The organism is Allobosea sp. NPDC055332 (assembly GCF_053645455.1).
This window is the reverse complement of record NZ_JBSHMO010000001.1, coordinates 56,993-73,800: the sequence shown is the minus strand read 5'-3', so window position 1 is coordinate 73,800 and position 16,808 is coordinate 56,993. Positions and strand designations below refer to the sequence as shown.

Annotated in this window: 12 protein-coding genes; all 12 read left to right on the top strand. The window is 66.3% G+C overall.

Annotated features, from left to right (window positions below):
• The first annotated feature begins 78 nt into the window (after positions 1-78).
• Positions 79-1,677 carry a methyl-accepting chemotaxis protein gene (locus ACWIGM_RS00390; RefSeq protein ID WP_454023951.1) on the top strand — a complete coding sequence of 533 codons (1,599 nt, stop codon included), beginning with the start codon at positions 79-81 and terminating at the stop codon, positions 1,675-1,677.
• Positions 1,674-2,204: a cytochrome b gene (locus ACWIGM_RS00385; RefSeq protein ID WP_454023950.1), complete on the top strand. Its 531-nt coding sequence runs from the start codon at positions 1,674-1,676 to the stop codon at positions 2,202-2,204. The genes ACWIGM_RS00390 and ACWIGM_RS00385 overlap by 4 nt, the downstream gene beginning before the upstream one ends.
• An 87-nt stretch (positions 2,205-2,291) precedes the next feature.
• Positions 2,292-2,894 carry a DJ-1/PfpI family protein gene (locus tag ACWIGM_RS00380; RefSeq protein ID WP_454023949.1) on the top strand — a complete coding sequence of 201 codons (603 nt, stop codon included), beginning with the start codon at positions 2,292-2,294 and terminating at the stop codon, positions 2,892-2,894.
• Between the two features lie 75 nt (positions 2,895-2,969).
• Positions 2,970-3,386: a ribbon-helix-helix domain-containing protein gene (locus ACWIGM_RS00375; protein ID WP_454023948.1), complete on the top strand. Its 417-nt coding sequence runs from the start codon at positions 2,970-2,972 to the stop codon at positions 3,384-3,386.
• 155 nt (positions 3,387-3,541) lie between these two features.
• Complete coding sequence (gene rplK / locus ACWIGM_RS00370) at positions 3,542-3,973, top strand: 50S ribosomal protein L11 (RefSeq protein WP_110489241.1); 432 nt, start codon at positions 3,542-3,544, stop codon at positions 3,971-3,973.
• A 13-nt stretch (positions 3,974-3,986) separates the two neighbouring features.
• The gene (gene rplA / locus ACWIGM_RS00365) at positions 3,987-4,685 is read left to right on the top strand and encodes a 50S ribosomal protein L1 (RefSeq protein WP_057189971.1); all 699 of its coding nucleotides are present in this window, start codon (positions 3,987-3,989) and stop codon (positions 4,683-4,685) included.
• A 502-nt stretch (positions 4,686-5,187) separates the two neighbouring features.
• Positions 5,188-5,703, top strand: a complete 516-nt coding sequence (gene rplJ / locus ACWIGM_RS00360) for a 50S ribosomal protein L10 (protein WP_137884480.1) — start codon at positions 5,188-5,190, stop codon at positions 5,701-5,703.
• A 51-nt stretch (positions 5,704-5,754) separates the two neighbouring features.
• Positions 5,755-6,135, top strand: coding sequence for a 50S ribosomal protein L7/L12 (gene rplL / locus ACWIGM_RS00355; RefSeq protein WP_454023947.1), 381 nt, complete (start codon positions 5,755-5,757; stop codon positions 6,133-6,135).
• A gap of 241 nt (positions 6,136-6,376) precedes the next feature.
• Entirely contained in the window at positions 6,377-10,495 is a 4,119-nt protein-coding gene (gene rpoB / locus ACWIGM_RS00350; RefSeq protein ID WP_454023946.1) for a DNA-directed RNA polymerase subunit beta, read from the top strand.
• A gap of 129 nt (positions 10,496-10,624) precedes the next feature.
• Complete coding sequence (gene rpoC / locus ACWIGM_RS00345; protein ID WP_454023945.1) at positions 10,625-14,809, top strand: DNA-directed RNA polymerase subunit beta'; 4,185 nt, start codon at positions 10,625-10,627, stop codon at positions 14,807-14,809.
• 167 nt (positions 14,810-14,976) lie between these two features.
• On the top strand, positions 14,977-16,065 hold the full coding sequence (locus tag ACWIGM_RS00340) for a helix-turn-helix transcriptional regulator (RefSeq protein ID WP_454023944.1): 1,089 nt from the start codon (positions 14,977-14,979) through the stop codon (positions 16,063-16,065).
• A 350-nt stretch (positions 16,066-16,415) separates the two neighbouring features.
• Complete coding sequence (rpsL, locus tag ACWIGM_RS00335; protein WP_057189964.1) at positions 16,416-16,787, top strand: 30S ribosomal protein S12; 372 nt, start codon at positions 16,416-16,418, stop codon at positions 16,785-16,787.
• Positions 16,788-16,808 lie beyond the last annotated feature (21 nt).

Here is a 16,808-nt window from a genome sequence, read left to right as displayed (position 1 = left end):
TTTTTGCGTGATTTCGTAGTTAACGCCTCCTTCAGGCGTGTATGAGAATGTCCGCGCCGGCTATCGACGCGGGCGGGCATGTTTCCCAGAACATTCAAGGCGACGGTCGGACAGCGCCTGGCGCTGTGGGGCGTGCTGCTCGGCGCGCTATCCTGCCTCTATGTCGCGACCGAGCTGGTCGGCTCGCGCAAGCTGCACGGCTTCACGCAGGCGCTCGAGGCGCAGAGCGACCTCGCCCGGCGCCTCGAAGCGACGACCATGGTCTTCGAGCGCATCAGCATCGCGACCTTCTCCGGCGTCCCGGCGGAACCTTCCGATCTCGAGGTGCTTGCGATCGGAGCCGAGGACATCGGCGCCCGGCTGGAAGGCCGGCTGCGAGCGGATGCGCAGACCATCGCGGCTGCCGCCATCGCCATGCGCCAGGCCGCCGACATCCCGACGGCCCGGGCCGAGCTCAGGGTGATCGCCGACAAGCGCTCGGCCCTGCGGCGCGGGCTCGGCGAGGAGATCGGCCGGTTGAGCGCGAGCCTGTCGCAGCATGTCGAGAGTGCCCATCAGAACAAGGTGCTGCTCTCGCTGCTCGGGCTGTTCAGCCTGGTCTTCATCGTCGTGCTCGAACATCGCTGGCTGGTTCGTCCGATCTCCGGCATGGCGCGGGCGCTGACGAAGAGCCGGCAGGAGGACGGCGAGCTCGACAAGCTCGCCATGCGCCGTGACGAGATCGGCATGCTCGGCCGGGCGCTGCTGGCACATCTGCGTGGCCAGGAGGCCGAGCAGGAAGCGGCCCGGGTTCGATTGAGCGCGCTGTCGGACGAAGTTGCGCGTCAGGAGGCGGTCCAGGGCCGCAACGCCGCCTTCCAGGAGCGGATCGCCGCGATCGCCCAGGCGCTGGAGCAGCACGGCTCCCGCCTGTCGCAAGCGGCCGGCGAGTTCGCGCAGCTCTCCGGCGTCGTCGACGCGCGGGCCGGCGCGGCCACGCAGTCGACGCAGCGCGTCTCCGGCCATGTCGATCATGTCGCCGGCGCGATCAGCGAGGTGTCGTCGCTCCTGGCAACGGCGGCGAGCGAGGCGCAACGCACCTCGGAGGTCGCGGATGCGGCAAAGGCGCTGGTCGACGAGGCGACCGCCGACACCGTGGTCCTCTGCGATGCGGTCGGAAAGATCGTGAAGGTGATCGACATCATCGGGACTGTCGCCAGCCAGACCAATCTCCTGGCGCTGAACGCCACGATCGAGGCGGCGCGGGCCGGGGAGGCGGGCAGGGGCTTTGCCGTCGTCGCCGGCGAGGTCAAGCAGCTCGCGCATCGCACCGCCGAGGCGACGGACGATGTCCGCAAGGGGCTGGACCAGATCAACATCGCCGCCCAGCGCATTACCATGCGGGTCGGCGCTCTCGTGACCTCGGTCGAGAAGGTCGACAAGGCGGCGCTCTCGATCGCTGAACTGACCGCGCGCCAGGATGTCGGCTCGCGCTCGATCAGCGAGACGACGATCCGGACGGCAGGAGATGTCCGGCTCGTCGCCGAGCAGGTCGAACAGCTCGCCGGCACGCTGGCGAGCTGGCGCCAGACCGCCGGTTCGGTCACTGCCGCGTCGGCGGACCTGGACAGGCAGGCGGCGGAGCTGCGGCAGGCCGTCGAGGGCTTCATCAGGCGCAAGGAGCTGGCGAGCGCATGAGTATGGCGATCCCCGAGGCCGAGGCGAAGCCGGCTGCGGCGCCGTCGCTGCCGGCCATCGCGCAGGTACTGCACTGGCTGACCGCGGCGCTGGTGCTGGCGCTCTTCGCCACCGGCGTGATGATGAAGCAGCTGGGCAACGGGCCGCTCGCCGATCTGCTCTATCTCTGCCACAAGACCACCGGCGCCAGCCTGCTCTGCATCGTGCTGGTTCGCATCGGCTATCGCCTGTTCGCTCGCCTGACGGGGCGCTGGCAGAAGGGAGCGGCGAGCCGGCCGGTGCATGCGCTGCTCTATCTCCTCCTGCTGATCGTGCCGCTGCTGGGCTGGGCGGGCGCCTCCAGCTTCGGAGCGCTCCAGCTGCTCTTCGGCCTGTCGCTTCCGGAGATCTGGCCGCCGGAGGCCGGCTATGCCGAGCCGCTGCTGACGACCCATGCCTGGCTCGCCTTCGGCCTGATCGCGTTCGTCGTCGTCCATATCGGGGTCGCGCTCGGCGACTACCTGACCCGGGACGCCAAGCTCGGCTGAGTCTGCGTTAACCGGTTAACACCCGCGCCGCGTCCGCTGCGCCTATCCTTCCCGACAACCCATGACGGGGCTCGAGGGAGGACAATGATGAGCGGCAAGCGCATTTTGATGATCGTCGGCGATTTCGGCGAGGACTACGAGATCATGGTGCCGTTCCAGGCGCTGCTCGCCGTCGGCCACAAGGTTGATGCCGTCTGCCCCGACAAGACCAAGGGCGAGAGTGTCGCGACTTCGATCCATGATTTCGAGGGCCAGCAGACCTATTCGGAAAAGCGCGGCCATAATTTCACGCTCAATGCCAGCTTCGCCGATGTCGATGCGGCAGCTTATGACGCGCTGGTGCTGCCGGGTGGGCGGGCGCCGGAGTATCTACGCCTGAACAAGCAGGTGATCGGAACCGTCCGGCACTTCTTCGAGGCGAACAAGCCGGTCGCCGCGATCTGCCATGGGGCGCAGATCCTGGCCGCTGCCGATGTCCTCAAAGGGCGCAGCTGCTCGGCCTATCCGGCCTGCAGCCCCGAGGTGGAGCTCGCGGGCGGACGCTATGCCGACATCGCGATCGACGCAGCGACGACCGACGGCAATCTGGTGACCGCGCCCGCCTGGCCGGCGCACCCGGCCTGGATCGCGCAGTTCCTGGCGGTATTGGGCACCAGGATCAGCCATGGCGAGCTGCGCCAGGCAGCCTGAGGCGGTATAGGATCGCACGTGCTTTCGCCGGCCGCCGCGCTATGGTGCGCGGCGGTTGCGCGCGGGGAGGGCGCCATGTGCAAGCTCTTCATCAACGCCGCTGCCGATCTCTGGCGCACGCGCCTGAAATCGGTGCGGCTCAACGGCTTCTCGACCAGCGTGCGGCTCGAGAACCTGTACTGGCGCGTGCTCGAGGAGATCGCGGCGCGGGACGGCATGAGCCCCGGGCAACTCCTCGCCAAGCTCCATAGCGAGCTGATCGAGACCCATGGCGACGGTGAGAACTTCGCCTCCTTCCTGCGCGTCTGCTGCGGCCGCTATCTGATGCTGCAGCTTGCCGGCGAGGTGCCGCGCGAGCTCGACCGGCCGATCAGGGATCTCGACGCCGACGGCATCCTGGCGCGCGAGGCGCAGCGGCTTGCGCCTGCGACACGCCGTCCGCCGCGTGCGGGCACATCCGGGGCTTCCCTTTCAGACCGTCCTGTGCCATAGGGCGGCCCTCACATGCGTGGGAGGCGTGCCGGTCAGCCAGCCGGAGGTTCTCGCCGCACCACGCCCTGCAACACCCCGATCCGGAGCGATAGCAGCTCGCGGGCGGGGCGTCGTCGTTCCGGTCGGCACCGGGGCGGGCGACAGGAGCAGCCATCATGGCAAAGAAGATCACGGGTTACGTGAAGCTTCAGGTTCCGGCGGGCGCCGCCAATCCGTCGCCGCCGATCGGTCCCGCGCTCGGTCAGCGCGGCCTCAACATCATGGAATTCTGCAAGGCCTTCAATGCGAAGACCGCGCAGATGGAAAAGGGCATGCCGATCCCGGTGATCATCACCGCGTATCAGGATCGCTCCTTCACCTTCGAGATGAAGCAGCCGCCGGTCTCGTACTGGCTGAAGAAGGCTGCTGGCCTGACCTCGGGTTCGAAGACTCCGGGCAAGGGTGGCAATGTCGGCAAGGTCACGACTGCCCAGCTCAAGGAGATCGCCGAGAAGAAGATGGCCGATCTCAACTGCGACAGCGTCGATTCGGCGGTGGCGATGATCCGTGGCTCGGCCCGTTCCATGGGCCTGGAAGTCGTGGGCTGAGGGGGAACTGACAATGGCACATGTCGGAAAGCGCGTCGTCAAGGGCCGTGAAGGCGTTGACCGCATCAAGCTCTACCCGCTCGCCGAGGCCGTCGCGATGGTCAAGGCCCGCGCGAATGCCAAGTTCGACGAGACCGTCGAGATCGCGATGAATCTCGGCGTCGATCCGCGTCACGCCGACCAGATGGTCCGCGGCGTCTGCAACCTGCCGAACGGCTCGGGCCGCACGCTGCGCGTCGCCGTCTTCGCCCGCGGCGCCAAGGCCGAGGAGGCCAAGAAGGCCGGTGCCGACATCGTCGGCGCCGAGGATCTGGTCGAGACCGTGCAGAAGGGCGAAATCAATTTCGACCGCTGCATCGCGACCCCGGACATGATGGGCCTGGTCGGCCGCCTCGGTAAGGTGCTGGGCCCGCGCGGCCTGATGCCGAACCCGCGCGTCGGCACGGTCACCATGGACCTGACCGCCGCCGTCGCCGCCTCGAAGGGCGGCTCGGTCGAGTTCCGCGTCGAGAAGGCGGGCATCGTCCACGCCGCCGTCGGCAAGGCCTCGTTCGATGCCGACAAGCTCGGCGAGAACATCAAGGCCTTCGTCGATTCGGTCTCGAAGGCGAAGCCGGCCGGCGCCAAGGGCACCTATATCCAGCGCGTCGCGATCTCCTCGACCATGGGTCCGGGCGTCAAGATCGAGCCGAACACCGTTCTCGGCGGCTGATATCGCGCAGCGGTCGCCCGAATGGCGGCCGCAGCCCCGCCTTGCGCTTTGGCGCGAGGATTACCACTTGGCAGAAGCCGGGGGAGGGTCTATAGCCTCCTCCGCGTTTCCATGAGTGACGGGGCTTCCGCGTGCTTGGCATGAGGAGGTCCATTTCGCGTTTTTCGGCGGTTCGCCGCTGAAGAATGGGTGTTTTGGTCGAGGAGAGCGATCTCCGAGGCCGGGCACCCAGTCCTGTCTGAGACTGCAGGTGCGCCTTTGGCTCCGGCCAGGGGGCATAATTTCGCCAAGAGGCCTGCATAGACGGTGCAAGAGCTTTTCCGGCGCCGAAAGGTGCCGAACGAGGTTCGAACCATCTCGCCCGATCACGGCTTCGGCCATGGCAGGGGACAGGGCACTGAGCGTCGCTCCGGCGAGGGGTCGGTGTCAACCGGTCACTTTTCGAGAGCGGCACGTGCAACTGGCGGCAGGCCAAAACCTGTCGCCTACCGGAGAGAGCCCAGTGGATAAAGCGGCAAAATCAGATGCCGTCGCGACGCTGAACGATGTCTTCTCGAAGACGTCGGTCGTTGTCGTGGCCCACTATGCGGGTTTGACGGTGGCCCAGTTCCAGAAGCTTCGTCGCGAGATGAAGGCCAATGGCGCCACCGTGAAGGTCGCAAAGAACCGGCTGGCCAAGATCGCTCTTGAAGGCACCGACGTCGCGTCCATCAGCAAGCTGCTGACGGGTCCCACCCTGATCGCCTATTCCAGCGATCCGGTCGCGGCGCCGAAGGTCGCCACCGCCTTCGCCAAGGAGAACGACAAGCTCGTCATCCTCGGCGGCGCGATGGGCAAGACCGCCCTGAACCCCGATGGTGTCAAGGCCCTGGCCACGATGCCCTCGCTCGACGAACTGCGCGCCAAGTTGCTCGGCCTCCTGCAGGCCCCTGCGACCAAGATCGCCCAGCTCTCGACCGCGCCTGCTGCGAAGCTCGCGCGCGTGTTCCAGGCATATGCCGACAAGGACGCTGCCTGAGCAGCCGACAACCGTTAATCGTTCGAACCTCTTATATCAGGAACTTAAACCATGGCCGATCTCGCCAAGCTCGTCGACGAACTCTCGTCGCTCACCGTTCTCGAGGCTGCTGACCTCGCCAAGATGCTCGAAGAGAAGTGGGGCGTCTCGGCCGCCGCTGCTGTCGCCGTGGCCGCTGGCCCGGCCGCCGGTGGCGCGGCTGCCGCCGCCGTCGAAGAGCAGACCGAGTTCACCGTTGTCCTGGCCTCGGCCGGCGACAAGAAGATCGAGGTGATCAAGGAAGTCCGCGCCATCACCGGCCTGGGCCTCAAGGAAGCCAAGGATCTGGTCGAAGCCGCTCCGAAGCCGGTCAAGGAAGCCGTCGCCAAGGACGAGGCCGAGAAGCTCAAGAAGCAGCTCGAGGCCGTCGGCGCGAAGGTCGAGCTCAAGTGAGCCGGGCCGGCTGATGCCGGTCCGTATCTAGTCGACAAGGACAGTCCCGGGGCGGCTCGCCGCCTCCGGGGCTGTTGCGTCGTTTCCGCCTAGCCGGAGCGACGCTTTGCAGGGCCTGCCACGATGCAGGTCGATCCAGTTGAACGTCGGCGCCCATGAGCGCCGAGCGGCTCACCCGGCGGCCCGTTCCGCCTCGAGGCCCGGACCACCGGGTGAGCCGTCCGAGATTGCGAGGAACATGATGGTAACTTCCCTCCAGGGTCGCAGGCGCGTCCGCAAGTTCTTCGGCAAGCTCAAGGAAGTGGCGGAGATGCCGAACCTCATCGAGGTTCAGAAGGCGTCCTACGACCAGTTCCTGATGGTCGAGGAACCCAAGGGCGGCCGCAGCGACGAGGGACTGCAGTCGGTCTTCAAGTCGGTGTTCCCGATCGGCGACTTCTCGGGCGCGTCGCTGCTGGAGTTCGTCAAGTACACCTTCGAGCCGCCGAAATACGATGTCGACGAGTGCCGCCAGCGCGGCATGACCTTCTCGGCGCCGCTCAAGGTGACGCTGCGCCTGATCGTGTTCGATATCGATCCGGACACTCAGGCCAAGTCGGTCAAGGACATCAAGGAGCAGGACGTCTACATGGGCGAGATGCCGCTCATGACGGACAACGGCACCTTCATCGTCAACGGCACCGAGCGCGTCATCGTCTCGCAGATGCACCGCTCGCCGGGCGTGTTCTTCGACCACGACAAGGGCAAGACCCATTCCTCGGGCAAGCTGCTCTTCGCCGCCCGCATCATCCCTTATCGCGGCTCCTGGCTCGACATCGAGTTCGACGCCAAGGACATCGTCTACGCCCGCATCGACCGCAAGCGTAAGATCCCGGTCACCTCGCTGCTGTTCGCCCTCGGCATGGACGGCGAGGAGATCCTGTCGCGCTTCTACAACCGCGTCGACTATGTCCGCGACAAGGACGGCTGGCGCGTTCCCTACGACGCCGAGCGCATGAAGGGCTTCAAGGCGACTGTCGACATGATCGACGCCGACACCGGCGAGGTCGTGATCGAGGCCGGCAAGAAGCTGGTGGCGCGCACCGCCCGCCAGCTCGCCGAGAAGGGCCTGAAGTTCCTGCGCGCCACGGACGAGGACCTCTACGGCCAGTACATCGCCGAGGACCTGGTCAACCCGCAGACCGGCGAGGTCTTCGCCGAGGCCGGCGACGAGATCGACGAGAAGAGCCTGAAGGCGCTGCTCGACGTCGGCTTCGACGAGATCCCGGTGCTCGACATCGACCACATCACGATCGGCCCGTACATCCGCAACACGCTCAAGGTCGACAAGAACTCGCGTCGTGAAGAGGCGCTGTTCGACATCTACCGCGTGATGCGCCCGGGCGAGCCGCCGACGCTCGAGACCGCCGAGAACATGTTCCAGTCGCTGTTCTTCGACTCGGAGCGCTACGACCTCTCGGCCGTCGGCCGCGTCAAGATGAACATGCGTCTCGACCTCGACGCCGCCGACACCGTGCGCATCCTGCGCAAGGAGGACATCTTCGCGGTCGTCAAGGCGCTGGTCGACCTGCGCGACGGCAAGGGCGAGATCGACGACATCGACCATCTCGGCAACCGGCGCGTGCGCTCGGTCGGCGAGCTGATGGAGAACCAGTATCGTCTGGGCCTCCTGCGCATGGAGCGCGCCATCAAGGAGCGCATGTCCTCGGTCGACATCGACACCGTGATGCCGCAGGACCTGATCAATGCGAAGCCCGCGGCCGCCGCGGTGCGCGAGTTCTTCGGCTCGTCGCAGCTCTCGCAGTTCATGGACCAGACCAACCCGCTCTCGGAAGTCACCCACAAGCGCCGTCTCTCGGCGCTTGGCCCGGGCGGCCTGACCCGCGAGCGCGCCGGCTTCGAGGTGCGCGACGTCCACACCACGCATTACGGCCGCATCTGCCCGATCGAGACGCCGGAAGGCCCGAATATCGGCCTGATCAACTCGCTCGCCACCTTCGCGCGCGTCAACAAGTACGGCTTCATCGAGAGCCCGTACCGGCGCATCCGCGACGGCAAGCAGACCGACGAGATCATCTATCTCTCGGCCATGGAGGAGGCGAAGTACAACGTCGCCCAGGCGAATGCCGTCGTCGACAAGGAAGGCCGTCTGACCGATGACCTGATCGTCTGCCGCCGGGCGGGCGAGGTCATCGTCGTGCCGGTCGACAAGGTCGACTTCATGGACGTCTCGCCCAAGCAGGTCGTCTCGGTCGCCGCGGCGCTGATCCCGTTCCTCGAGAACGACGACGCCAACCGCGCGCTGATGGGCTCGAACATGCAGCGCCAGGCGGTGCCGCTGGTTCGTGCCGACGCCCCGTTCGTCGGCACCGGCATGGAGGCCGCGGTCGCCCGTGACTCCGGCGCCGCCATCGCGGCCCGCCGCGCCGGCATCGTCGACCAGGTCGATGCGACCCGTATCGTCATCCGCGCCTCGGACGAAATGGACCCGACCAAGCCGGGCGTCGACATCTACCGTCTGCAGAAGTTCCAGCGCTCGAACCAGTCGACCTGCATCACGCAGCGTCCGCTGGTCCGCGTCGGCGACGTCATCAAGAAGGGTGACATCGTCGCCGACGGCCCGTCGACGGAGTTCGGCGAGCTCGCCCTCGGCCGCAACGTGCTCGTCGCGTTCATGCCGTGGAACGGCTACAACTTCGAGGACTCGATCCTGCTCTCGGAGAAGATCGTCTCGGAAGACATCTTCACCTCGATCCATATCGAGGAATTCGAGGTCATGGCCCGCGACACCAAGCTGGGTCCTGAGGAAATCACGCGCGACATTCCGAACGTCTCGGAAGAGGCGCTGAAGAACCTCGACGAAGCCGGCATCGTCTACATCGGCGCTGAAGTGGCGGCGGGCGACATCCTCGTCGGCAAGATCACGCCGAAGGGCGAGAGCCCGATGACGCCGGAAGAGAAGCTGCTGCGCGCCATCTTCGGCGAGAAGGCTTCGGACGTGCGCGACACCTCGCTGCGCGTGCCCCCGGGCGTCCAGGGCACGATCGTCGAGGTCCGCGTGTTCAACCGCCACGGCGTCGACAAGGACGAGCGCGCCCAGGCGATCGAGCGCGAGGAGATCGAGCGTCTCGCCAAGGACCGCGACGACGAGCAGGCGATCCTCGACCGCAACACCTTCGCGCGTCTGGCCGAGATCCTGACCGGCAAGACCGGCCTGGCCGGTCCGAAGGGCTTCAAGAAGGACACGGTCATCACCCGTGAGGTGATGAGCGAGTTCCCGCGCTCGCAGTGGTGGCTGTTCGCCACGGCGGACGACGCCCTGATGACCGAAATCGAGGCGATGCGGAAGCAGTACGACGAGTCGAAGAAGCGCCTCGAACAGCGCTTCCTCGACAAGGTCGAGAAGCTGCAGCGCGGCGACGAGCTGCCTCCGGGCGTGATGAAGATGGTCAAGGTCTTCGTCGCGGTGAAGCGCAAGATCCAGCCCGGCGACAAGATGGCCGGCCGCCATGGCAACAAGGGCGTGGTCTCGCGCATCGTGCCGGCGGAGGACATGCCGTTCCTCGAGGACGGCACCCATGCCGACATCGTGCTGAACCCGCTCGGCGTGCCCTCGCGCATGAACGTCGGCCAGATCCTGGAGACGCATCTGGGCTGGGCTGCCGCCGGTCTCGGCAAGCAGATCGGCAAGGCGATCGACGCCTATCGCAAGGCGCATGACTCCAAGGCCCTGCGCGCCTCCTTCGACGCCGTCTACGAGGACAACGAGATCATCGCCTCGATGGACGACGCCGAGCTGATCGAGATGGGCCAGAACCTGCGCCGCGGCGTTCCGATCGCGACGCCGGTCTTCAACGGCGCCAAGGAGTCCGACATCGAGCGGCTGCTGGAGCAGGCGGGTCTGCACTCGTCCGGCCAGTCGACGCTCTATGACGGGCGCACCGGCGAGCCCTTCGACCGCAAGGTCACGATGGGCTACATCTACATGCTGAAGCTGCACCATCTGGTGGACGACAAGATCCACGCCCGTTCTATCGGCCCGTACTCGCTGGTCACCCAGCAGCCGCTCGGCGGCAAGGCCCAGTTCGGCGGCCAGCGCTTCGGCGAGATGGAGGTCTGGGCGCTCGAAGCCTATGGCGCCGCCTACACGCTGCAGGAGATGCTGACGGTGAAGTCGGACGACGTCGCGGGCCGCACCAAGGTCTACGAGTCGATCGTGCGCGGCGAGGACAACTTCGAAGCGGGTATCCCGGAGAGCTTCAACGTGCTCGTCAAGGAAATGCGCTCGCTCGGCCTCAACGTCGAGCTGATCAACAACAAGCCGAAGTCGGGCGACGTGCCCGCCGAGGCAGCCGAGTAAGCCGCGACGCCCGCAGGGGCGGAACGTCGTTCGTTACTCATGCCGGCGGCATTGTCGCCGCCGGCCGTTGGATCAAGGACCGGGCAGGGCGGTTTTCCCTAGAACCCCGCCGGTCACAGGAGACAGGCTATGAAGCAAGAGGTCATGAACCTTTTCGGCCAGCAGCCGGTGCAGCAGGCGTTCGACGCGATCAAGATCTCGATCGCGAGCCCTGAGAAGATCGCATCCTGGTCGTTCGGCGAGATCAAGAAGCCCGAGACGATCAACTACCGCACGTTCAAGCCCGAGCGCGACGGCCTGTTCTGCGCCCGCATCTTCGGGCCGATCAAGGACTACGAGTGCCTGTGCGGCAAGTACAAGCGCATGAAGTTCAAGGGCGTGATCTGCGAGAAGTGCGGCGTCGAGGTGACGCTGGCACGGGTCCGGCGCGAGCGCATGGGCCATATCGAGCTCGCCGCCCCGGTCGCGCATATCTGGTTCCTGAAGTCGCTGCCCTCGCGCATCGGCCTGCTGATGGACATGCCGCTCAAGGACCTCGAGCGCATCCTCTACTTCGAGTCGTATGTCGTCCTCGAGCCGGGCCTGACCCCGCTCAAGGATCGCCAGCTGCTGACCGAGGAAGAGTATGTCCGTGCCCAGGAAGAGTACGGCGCCGACACCTTCACGGCCCAGATCGGCGCGGAAGCGATCCGCGAGATGCTGCGCGCGCTCGACCTCGACCAGATCAATGCCGACCTGAAGCATGAGATCGCGACGACGACGTCCGAGCTCAAGCCGAAGAAGCTGATGAAGCGCCTCAAGATCATCGAGGCCTTCCAGGAGTCGGGCAACAAGCCGGAATGGATGGTGATGACCGTGATCCCGGTCATCCCGCCGGATCTGCGTCCGCTCGTGCCGCTCGATGGCGGCCGCTTCGCGACCTCGGACCTGAACGACCTCTATCGCCGCGTCATCAACCGCAACAACCGCCTGAAGCGGCTGATCGAGCTGCGCGCGCCGGACATCATCATCCGCAACGAGAAGCGGATGCTGCAGGAATCGGTCGACGCCCTGTTCGACAACGGCCGCCGCGGCCGCGTCATCACCGGCGCCAACAAGCGCCCGCTGAAGTCGCTCGCCGACATGCTGAAGGGCAAGCAGGGCCGCTTCCGGCAGAACCTGCTCGGCAAGCGCGTCGACTATTCCGGCCGCTCGGTCATCGTCGTCGGCCCGGAGATGAAGCTGCACCAGTGCGGGCTGCCGAAGAAGATGGCGCTCGAGCTGTTCAAGCCGTTCATCTATGCCCGCCTCGACGCCAAGGGCTACTCGACCACGGTCAAGCAGGCCAAGAAGCTGGTCGAGAAGGAGAAGCCCGAGGTCTGGGACATCCTGGACGAGGTCATCCGCGAGCATCCGGTGCTGCTGAACCGCGCGCCGACGCTGCACCGCCTCGGCATCCAGGCCTTCGAGCCGGTGCTGATCGAGGGCAAGGCGATCCAGCTGCACCCGCTGGTCTGCGCCGCGTTCAATGCCGACTTCGACGGCGACCAGATGGCCGTGCACGTCCCGCTGTCGCTGGAAGCGCAGCTGGAAGCGCGCGTCCTGATGATGTCGACCAACAACATCCTGCACCCGGCGAACGGCATGCCGATCATCGTGCCGTCGCAGGACATCGTGCTCGGCCTGTACTACCTCTCGATCATCTCGGATGGCGAGCCGGGCCAGGGCAAGATCTTCGGCGATTTCGGCGAGCTCGAATACGCGCTGCACGAGAAGGTCGTCACGCTGCATTCGAAGATCAAATATCGCTGGACCGGCGTCGGCCATGACGGCAAGCCGTACACGAAGATCTACGACACCACGCCCGGCCGCGTGATCCTCTCGACCGCGCTGCCGGAGCACCCGGCCGTGTCCTTCGACGTCGTCAACAAGCTGATGACCAAGAAGGAGATCTCCAACATGATCGACGCCGTCTATCGCGGCTGCGGTCAGAAGGAGTCGGTGATCTTCTGCGACCGCGTCATGGGGCTGGGCTTCAAGCACGCCTTCAAGGCCGGCATCTCCTTCGGCAAGGACGACATGGTGATCCCCGCGAACAAGTGGGAGATCGTCGATGCGACCCGCGTGCTCGCCAAGGACTACGAGCAGCAGTACCAGGACGGCCTGATCACCCAGGGCGAGAAGTACAACAAGGTCGTCGACGCCTGGGCGAAGTGCTCCGACAAGCTCGCCCAGGAGATGATGGCTGGCATCTCGACCGTGAAGAAGGACGAGCACGGCCGCGACAAGCCGATCAACTCGATCTACATGATGAGCCACTCGGGCGCCCGTGGCTCGCCGGCGCAGATGCGCCAGCTCGCCGCCATGCGCGGCCTGATGGCGAAGCCGTCGGGCGAGATCATCGAGTCGCCGATCATCTCGAACTTCAAGGAAGGCCTCGACGTTCTCGAGTACTTCAACTCGACGCACGGCGCCCGTAAGGGTCTGGCTGACACGGCGCTCAAGACGGCGAACTCGGGGTACCTGACCCGCCGTCTCGTCGACGTGGCGCAGGACGCGATCATCTCCGAGGTGGATTGCGGCTCGGACAACGGCATCAAGATGCGCGCCATCGTCGATGCCGGCCAGGTCGTGGCCTCGCTCGGCATGCGCATCCTCGGCCGTTCGGCGGCCGTGGAGGTCACCGACATCGACGGCAACATCCTGGTCGCCAAGGGTGCGGTGATCGAGGAAAGCCACATCGCCAAGATCAACGCCGCGGGCGTCCAGGAGGTGAAGATCCGTTCGGTCTTGACCTGCGAGACCAAGAACGGCGTCTGCGCGACCTGCTACGGGCGCGATCTTGCCCGCGGCACGCCCGTCAACATGGGTGAGGCCGTCGGCGTCATCGCGGCGCAGTCGATCGGCGAGCCGGGCACGCAGCTCACCATGCGTACCTTCCACATCGGTGGCGCGGCGACGATCGCCGACCAGTCCTTCGTCGAGTCGAACTTCGAGGGCACGGTCAAGATCCGCAACCGCAACGCCGCGCGGAACTCGGACGGCGACCTGATCGCGATGGCGCGCAACCTCGCCATCGTCATCACCGGCCCGGACGGCGCCGAGCGCGCGGTTCACCGCGTCCAGTTCGGCTCGAAGCTGCGCGTCGACGACGGCGACAAGGTCAAGCGCGGCCAGCGCCTGATCGAGTGGGATCCCTATTCCCGCCCGATCCTGGCGGAGGTCGACGGCAAGGTCGGGTACGAGGACCTGGTCGACGGCATGTCGATGACGGAGACGACCGACGAGGCGACCGGCATCAACAAGCGCCTCGTGATCGACTGGCGTGGTTCGGCCCGTACGTCGGACCTGCGCCCGGCGATGACCCTGCACGGCTCGGACGGCAAGATCGCGAAGCTCGCCCGTGGCGGCGAGGCGCGCTACATCCTGCCGGTCGAGGGCATCATCTCGGTGGAGCCGGGCTCGTCGGTGAAGGCCGGCGACGTGCTGGCGCGTGTCTCGACCGACTCGGCCAAGACCCGCGACATCACCGGCGGTCTGCCGCGCGTCGCCGAGCTGTTCGAGGCGCGTCGTCCGAAGGATGCCGCGATCATCGCCGAGAAGGCCGGCGTCATCGGCTTCGGACGCGACTACAAGAACAAGCGTCGCGTCACGCTGACTCCGCATGACGGCACGGACGCGGTCGAGTACCTGATCCCGAAGGGCAAGCACATCCACCTGCAGGATGGCGACGTCGTCGAGATCGGGGACTACATCCTCGACGGCAACCCGGCGCCGCACGACATCCTGGCGATCAAGGGCGTCGAGGAGCTTGCCGCTTACCTGGTCAACGAAATCCAGGAGGTCTATCGCCTCCAGGGCGTGACCATCAACGACAAGCACATCGAGGTCATCGTCCGGCAGATGCTGCAGAAGGTCGAGATCACCGAATCCGGCGATAGCGACATTCTCACCGGCGACCAGATCGACCGGATCGAGCTGGAAGAGGTCAACGCCAAGCTGCGCGAGGAGGGCAAGAAGCCGGCTTCCGGCGTTCCGGTCCTGCTCGGCATCACCAAGGCCTCGCTGCAGACCCGCTCGTTCATCTCGGCCGCCTCCTTCCAGGAGACGACCCGCGTCCTCACCGAGGCGGCGGTCAACGGCAAGATGGACACGCTGGAAGGCCTCAAGGAGAACGTCATCGTCGGCTCGCTGATCCCGGCCGGCACCGGCGCGCAGGTCGCCCGCATCAAGCAGGTGGCGACGCGTCGCGACGATCTCATCGTCGGCCAGAAGGCGGATGCGGCGGCCAAGGCCGCAGCTGCGGCCGCGGCGGTTCTGCCGGCTGCCGAATAAGATTGGCGAGAACGGTCTCGTTAGCGAAACGGCCGCCTTCGGGCGGCCGTTTTTGTTTATGTGTGTTCGGTCGCGACTGTGCTTGACCTTCCACTTTACAACCGGCCTAAACTCGCCCGGCGAGACCTGCCGGGGGGCAGCGGTACGCGGGGTGTGAGTTTGGGGCCATGGATGAGAGGTTCCTGGACAGTCTTTACGAAGCGGCGGTGGTGCCGGAGCTGTGGCCGCAGGTGCTGCGCCGGTTCCAGGAGATCGCGCGCGGCGCCGGCGCGGTATTGGTCGCGGTGACGCCGAGCTCCAGTCGCTGGATCTCCTCCTCGCCCGAGTTCGACCAGCTGGTCGCCACCCATTTCAACAGCTTTCCGGGCAATGAGCGGACACGCCGCCTGCTGGAGCGGCGACATGCGGGGTTCCTGCGCGACATCGACATCTTCTCGGATGCCGAGATGGCCCGGGAGCCGGTCTATCGCGATTTCCTGCTGCCGCAGGGGTTCGGCATCGGCGTCGCGACGTCGATCACCTCGCCGAGCGGCGAGGCCTTCATCCTGCATTCCGAGCGCGAACATGATGAAGGCCATGTCGAGGATGGGCTGATCGCGCGCTTCGATCGGATGCGGCCGCATCTCGCCCGCGCCATGCTGCTCTCGGCCCGGCTTGAATTCGAGCGGGCGCGCGGCGCCGCCCAGGCCCTGGACGCGATCGGCCTGCCAGCTGCGGTGCTCGACCGCAACGGCCGGGCGCTTGCGCTCAATCCTCGCTTCGAGGCGCTGATGCCGGCGGTCGCGCTCGACCGCCCGTCGCGGCTCGGGCTGGTCGACGTGCCAGCAGACGGTCTGCTGGCGACGGCCCTGCAGGCGATGGGGCAGGCGAACGGCGCCACGGTGCGTTCGATCGCGGTGGCGCGGCGCGAGAATCACCCGCCGCTGATCCTGCATCTGACGCCGGTCCGCGGCGCCGCGCACGACATCTTCTCGCGGGCGGCGAGCATTCTGGTGGTGACGCCGGTGGTGGTGAAGGACGTCCCGACCGCCGATGTGGTCCAGGGCCTGTTCGACCTGACCCCGGCCGAAGCCCGGCTCGCGGCATTGATCGCCGCCGGCCACCGCCCGCGCGAAGCGGCCGCGGCGCTCGGCGTGATGGAGGAAACCGCGCGCTCGACGCTGAAGCGGGTCATGGCCAAGACCGGCCTGCACCGCCAGGCCGATCTGATCGGCCTGTTGCGCGGGACGGGAGTCGCGACCGGCGGGGCCAGCTGAGCTGCCGCGGCTCGCGCATGGCGAGATTGCGGTCGTCCCGGCGAAATCCGGGGTTGACGCGAATCTATAGCTGAGTCATAAGCGCGCCACTGTCGATGGCTGTCGGACACGTTTGTCGCTTGCCTTTGTTGCAAGCGAGGTTCGCGACCGAAACTCCATCGGAATTCCAGCGTCTAACGACGACATGGCAGGACGCATGAACGCGGGGTATTCCGTGTTCCTCTGCATGCGAACGCGCCTGAGGCCCCGTAAATGGGCGCCGATGGCGCGGCTTCGTTTGGTCATGGTCTTGTTCGGCGCCGGAATGGACACCGAATTCATCAAGCGCTCAAGGGAGCGAGAGGCCTTAAATGCCGACAATCAGCCAGCTGATCCGCAAGCCGCGCTCGCCGGTCAAGGCGCGTAACACCGCCCCGGCGCTCGAGAATTGCCCGCAGAAGCGCGGCGTCTGCACGCGCGTCTACACGACGACCCCGAAGAAGCCGAACTCGGCGCTGCGTAAGGTCGCCAAGGTGCGCCTGACCAACGGCTTCGAGGTCATCGGCTACATTCCGGGTGAGGGTCACAACCTCCAGGAGCACTCGGTCGTCATGATCCGTGGCGGCCGCGTCAAGGACCTTCCCGGCGTGCGCTACCACATCCTGCGCGGCGTGCTCGACACGCAGGGCGTCAAGAACCGCAAGCAGCGCCGTTCGAAGTACGGCGCCAAGCGTCCGAAGTAATTTTCCTGCCCGACCGGCGGG

Bases quoted from the DNA above. Each gene is read 5' to 3' on its own strand.
- rpsL (WP_057189964.1), top strand. From the start codon at position 16,416: ATGCCGACAATCAGCCAGCTGATCCGCAAGCCGCGCTCGCCGGTCAAG.
- rpoC (WP_454023945.1), top strand. From the start codon at position 10,625: ATGAAGCAAGAGGTCATGAACCTTTTCGGCCAGCAGCCGGTGCAGCAG.
- ACWIGM_RS00385 (WP_454023950.1), top strand. From the start codon at position 1,674: ATGAGTATGGCGATCCCCGAGGCCGAGGCGAAGCCGGCTGCGGCGCCG.
- ACWIGM_RS00340 (WP_454023944.1), top strand. From the start codon at position 14,977: ATGGATGAGAGGTTCCTGGACAGTCTTTACGAAGCGGCGGTGGTGCCG.
- rpoB (WP_454023946.1), top strand. From the start codon at position 6,377: ATGGTAACTTCCCTCCAGGGTCGCAGGCGCGTCCGCAAGTTCTTCGGC.
- rplA (WP_057189971.1), top strand. From the start codon at position 3,987: ATGGCACATGTCGGAAAGCGCGTCGTCAAGGGCCGTGAAGGCGTTGAC.
- ACWIGM_RS00375 (WP_454023948.1), top strand. From the start codon at position 2,970: ATGTGCAAGCTCTTCATCAACGCCGCTGCCGATCTCTGGCGCACGCGC.
- ACWIGM_RS00380 (WP_454023949.1), top strand. From the start codon at position 2,292: ATGAGCGGCAAGCGCATTTTGATGATCGTCGGCGATTTCGGCGAGGAC.
- rplK (WP_110489241.1), top strand. From the start codon at position 3,542: ATGGCAAAGAAGATCACGGGTTACGTGAAGCTTCAGGTTCCGGCGGGC.
- ACWIGM_RS00390 (WP_454023951.1), top strand. From the start codon at position 79: ATGTTTCCCAGAACATTCAAGGCGACGGTCGGACAGCGCCTGGCGCTG.
- rplL (WP_454023947.1), top strand. From the start codon at position 5,755: ATGGCCGATCTCGCCAAGCTCGTCGACGAACTCTCGTCGCTCACCGTT.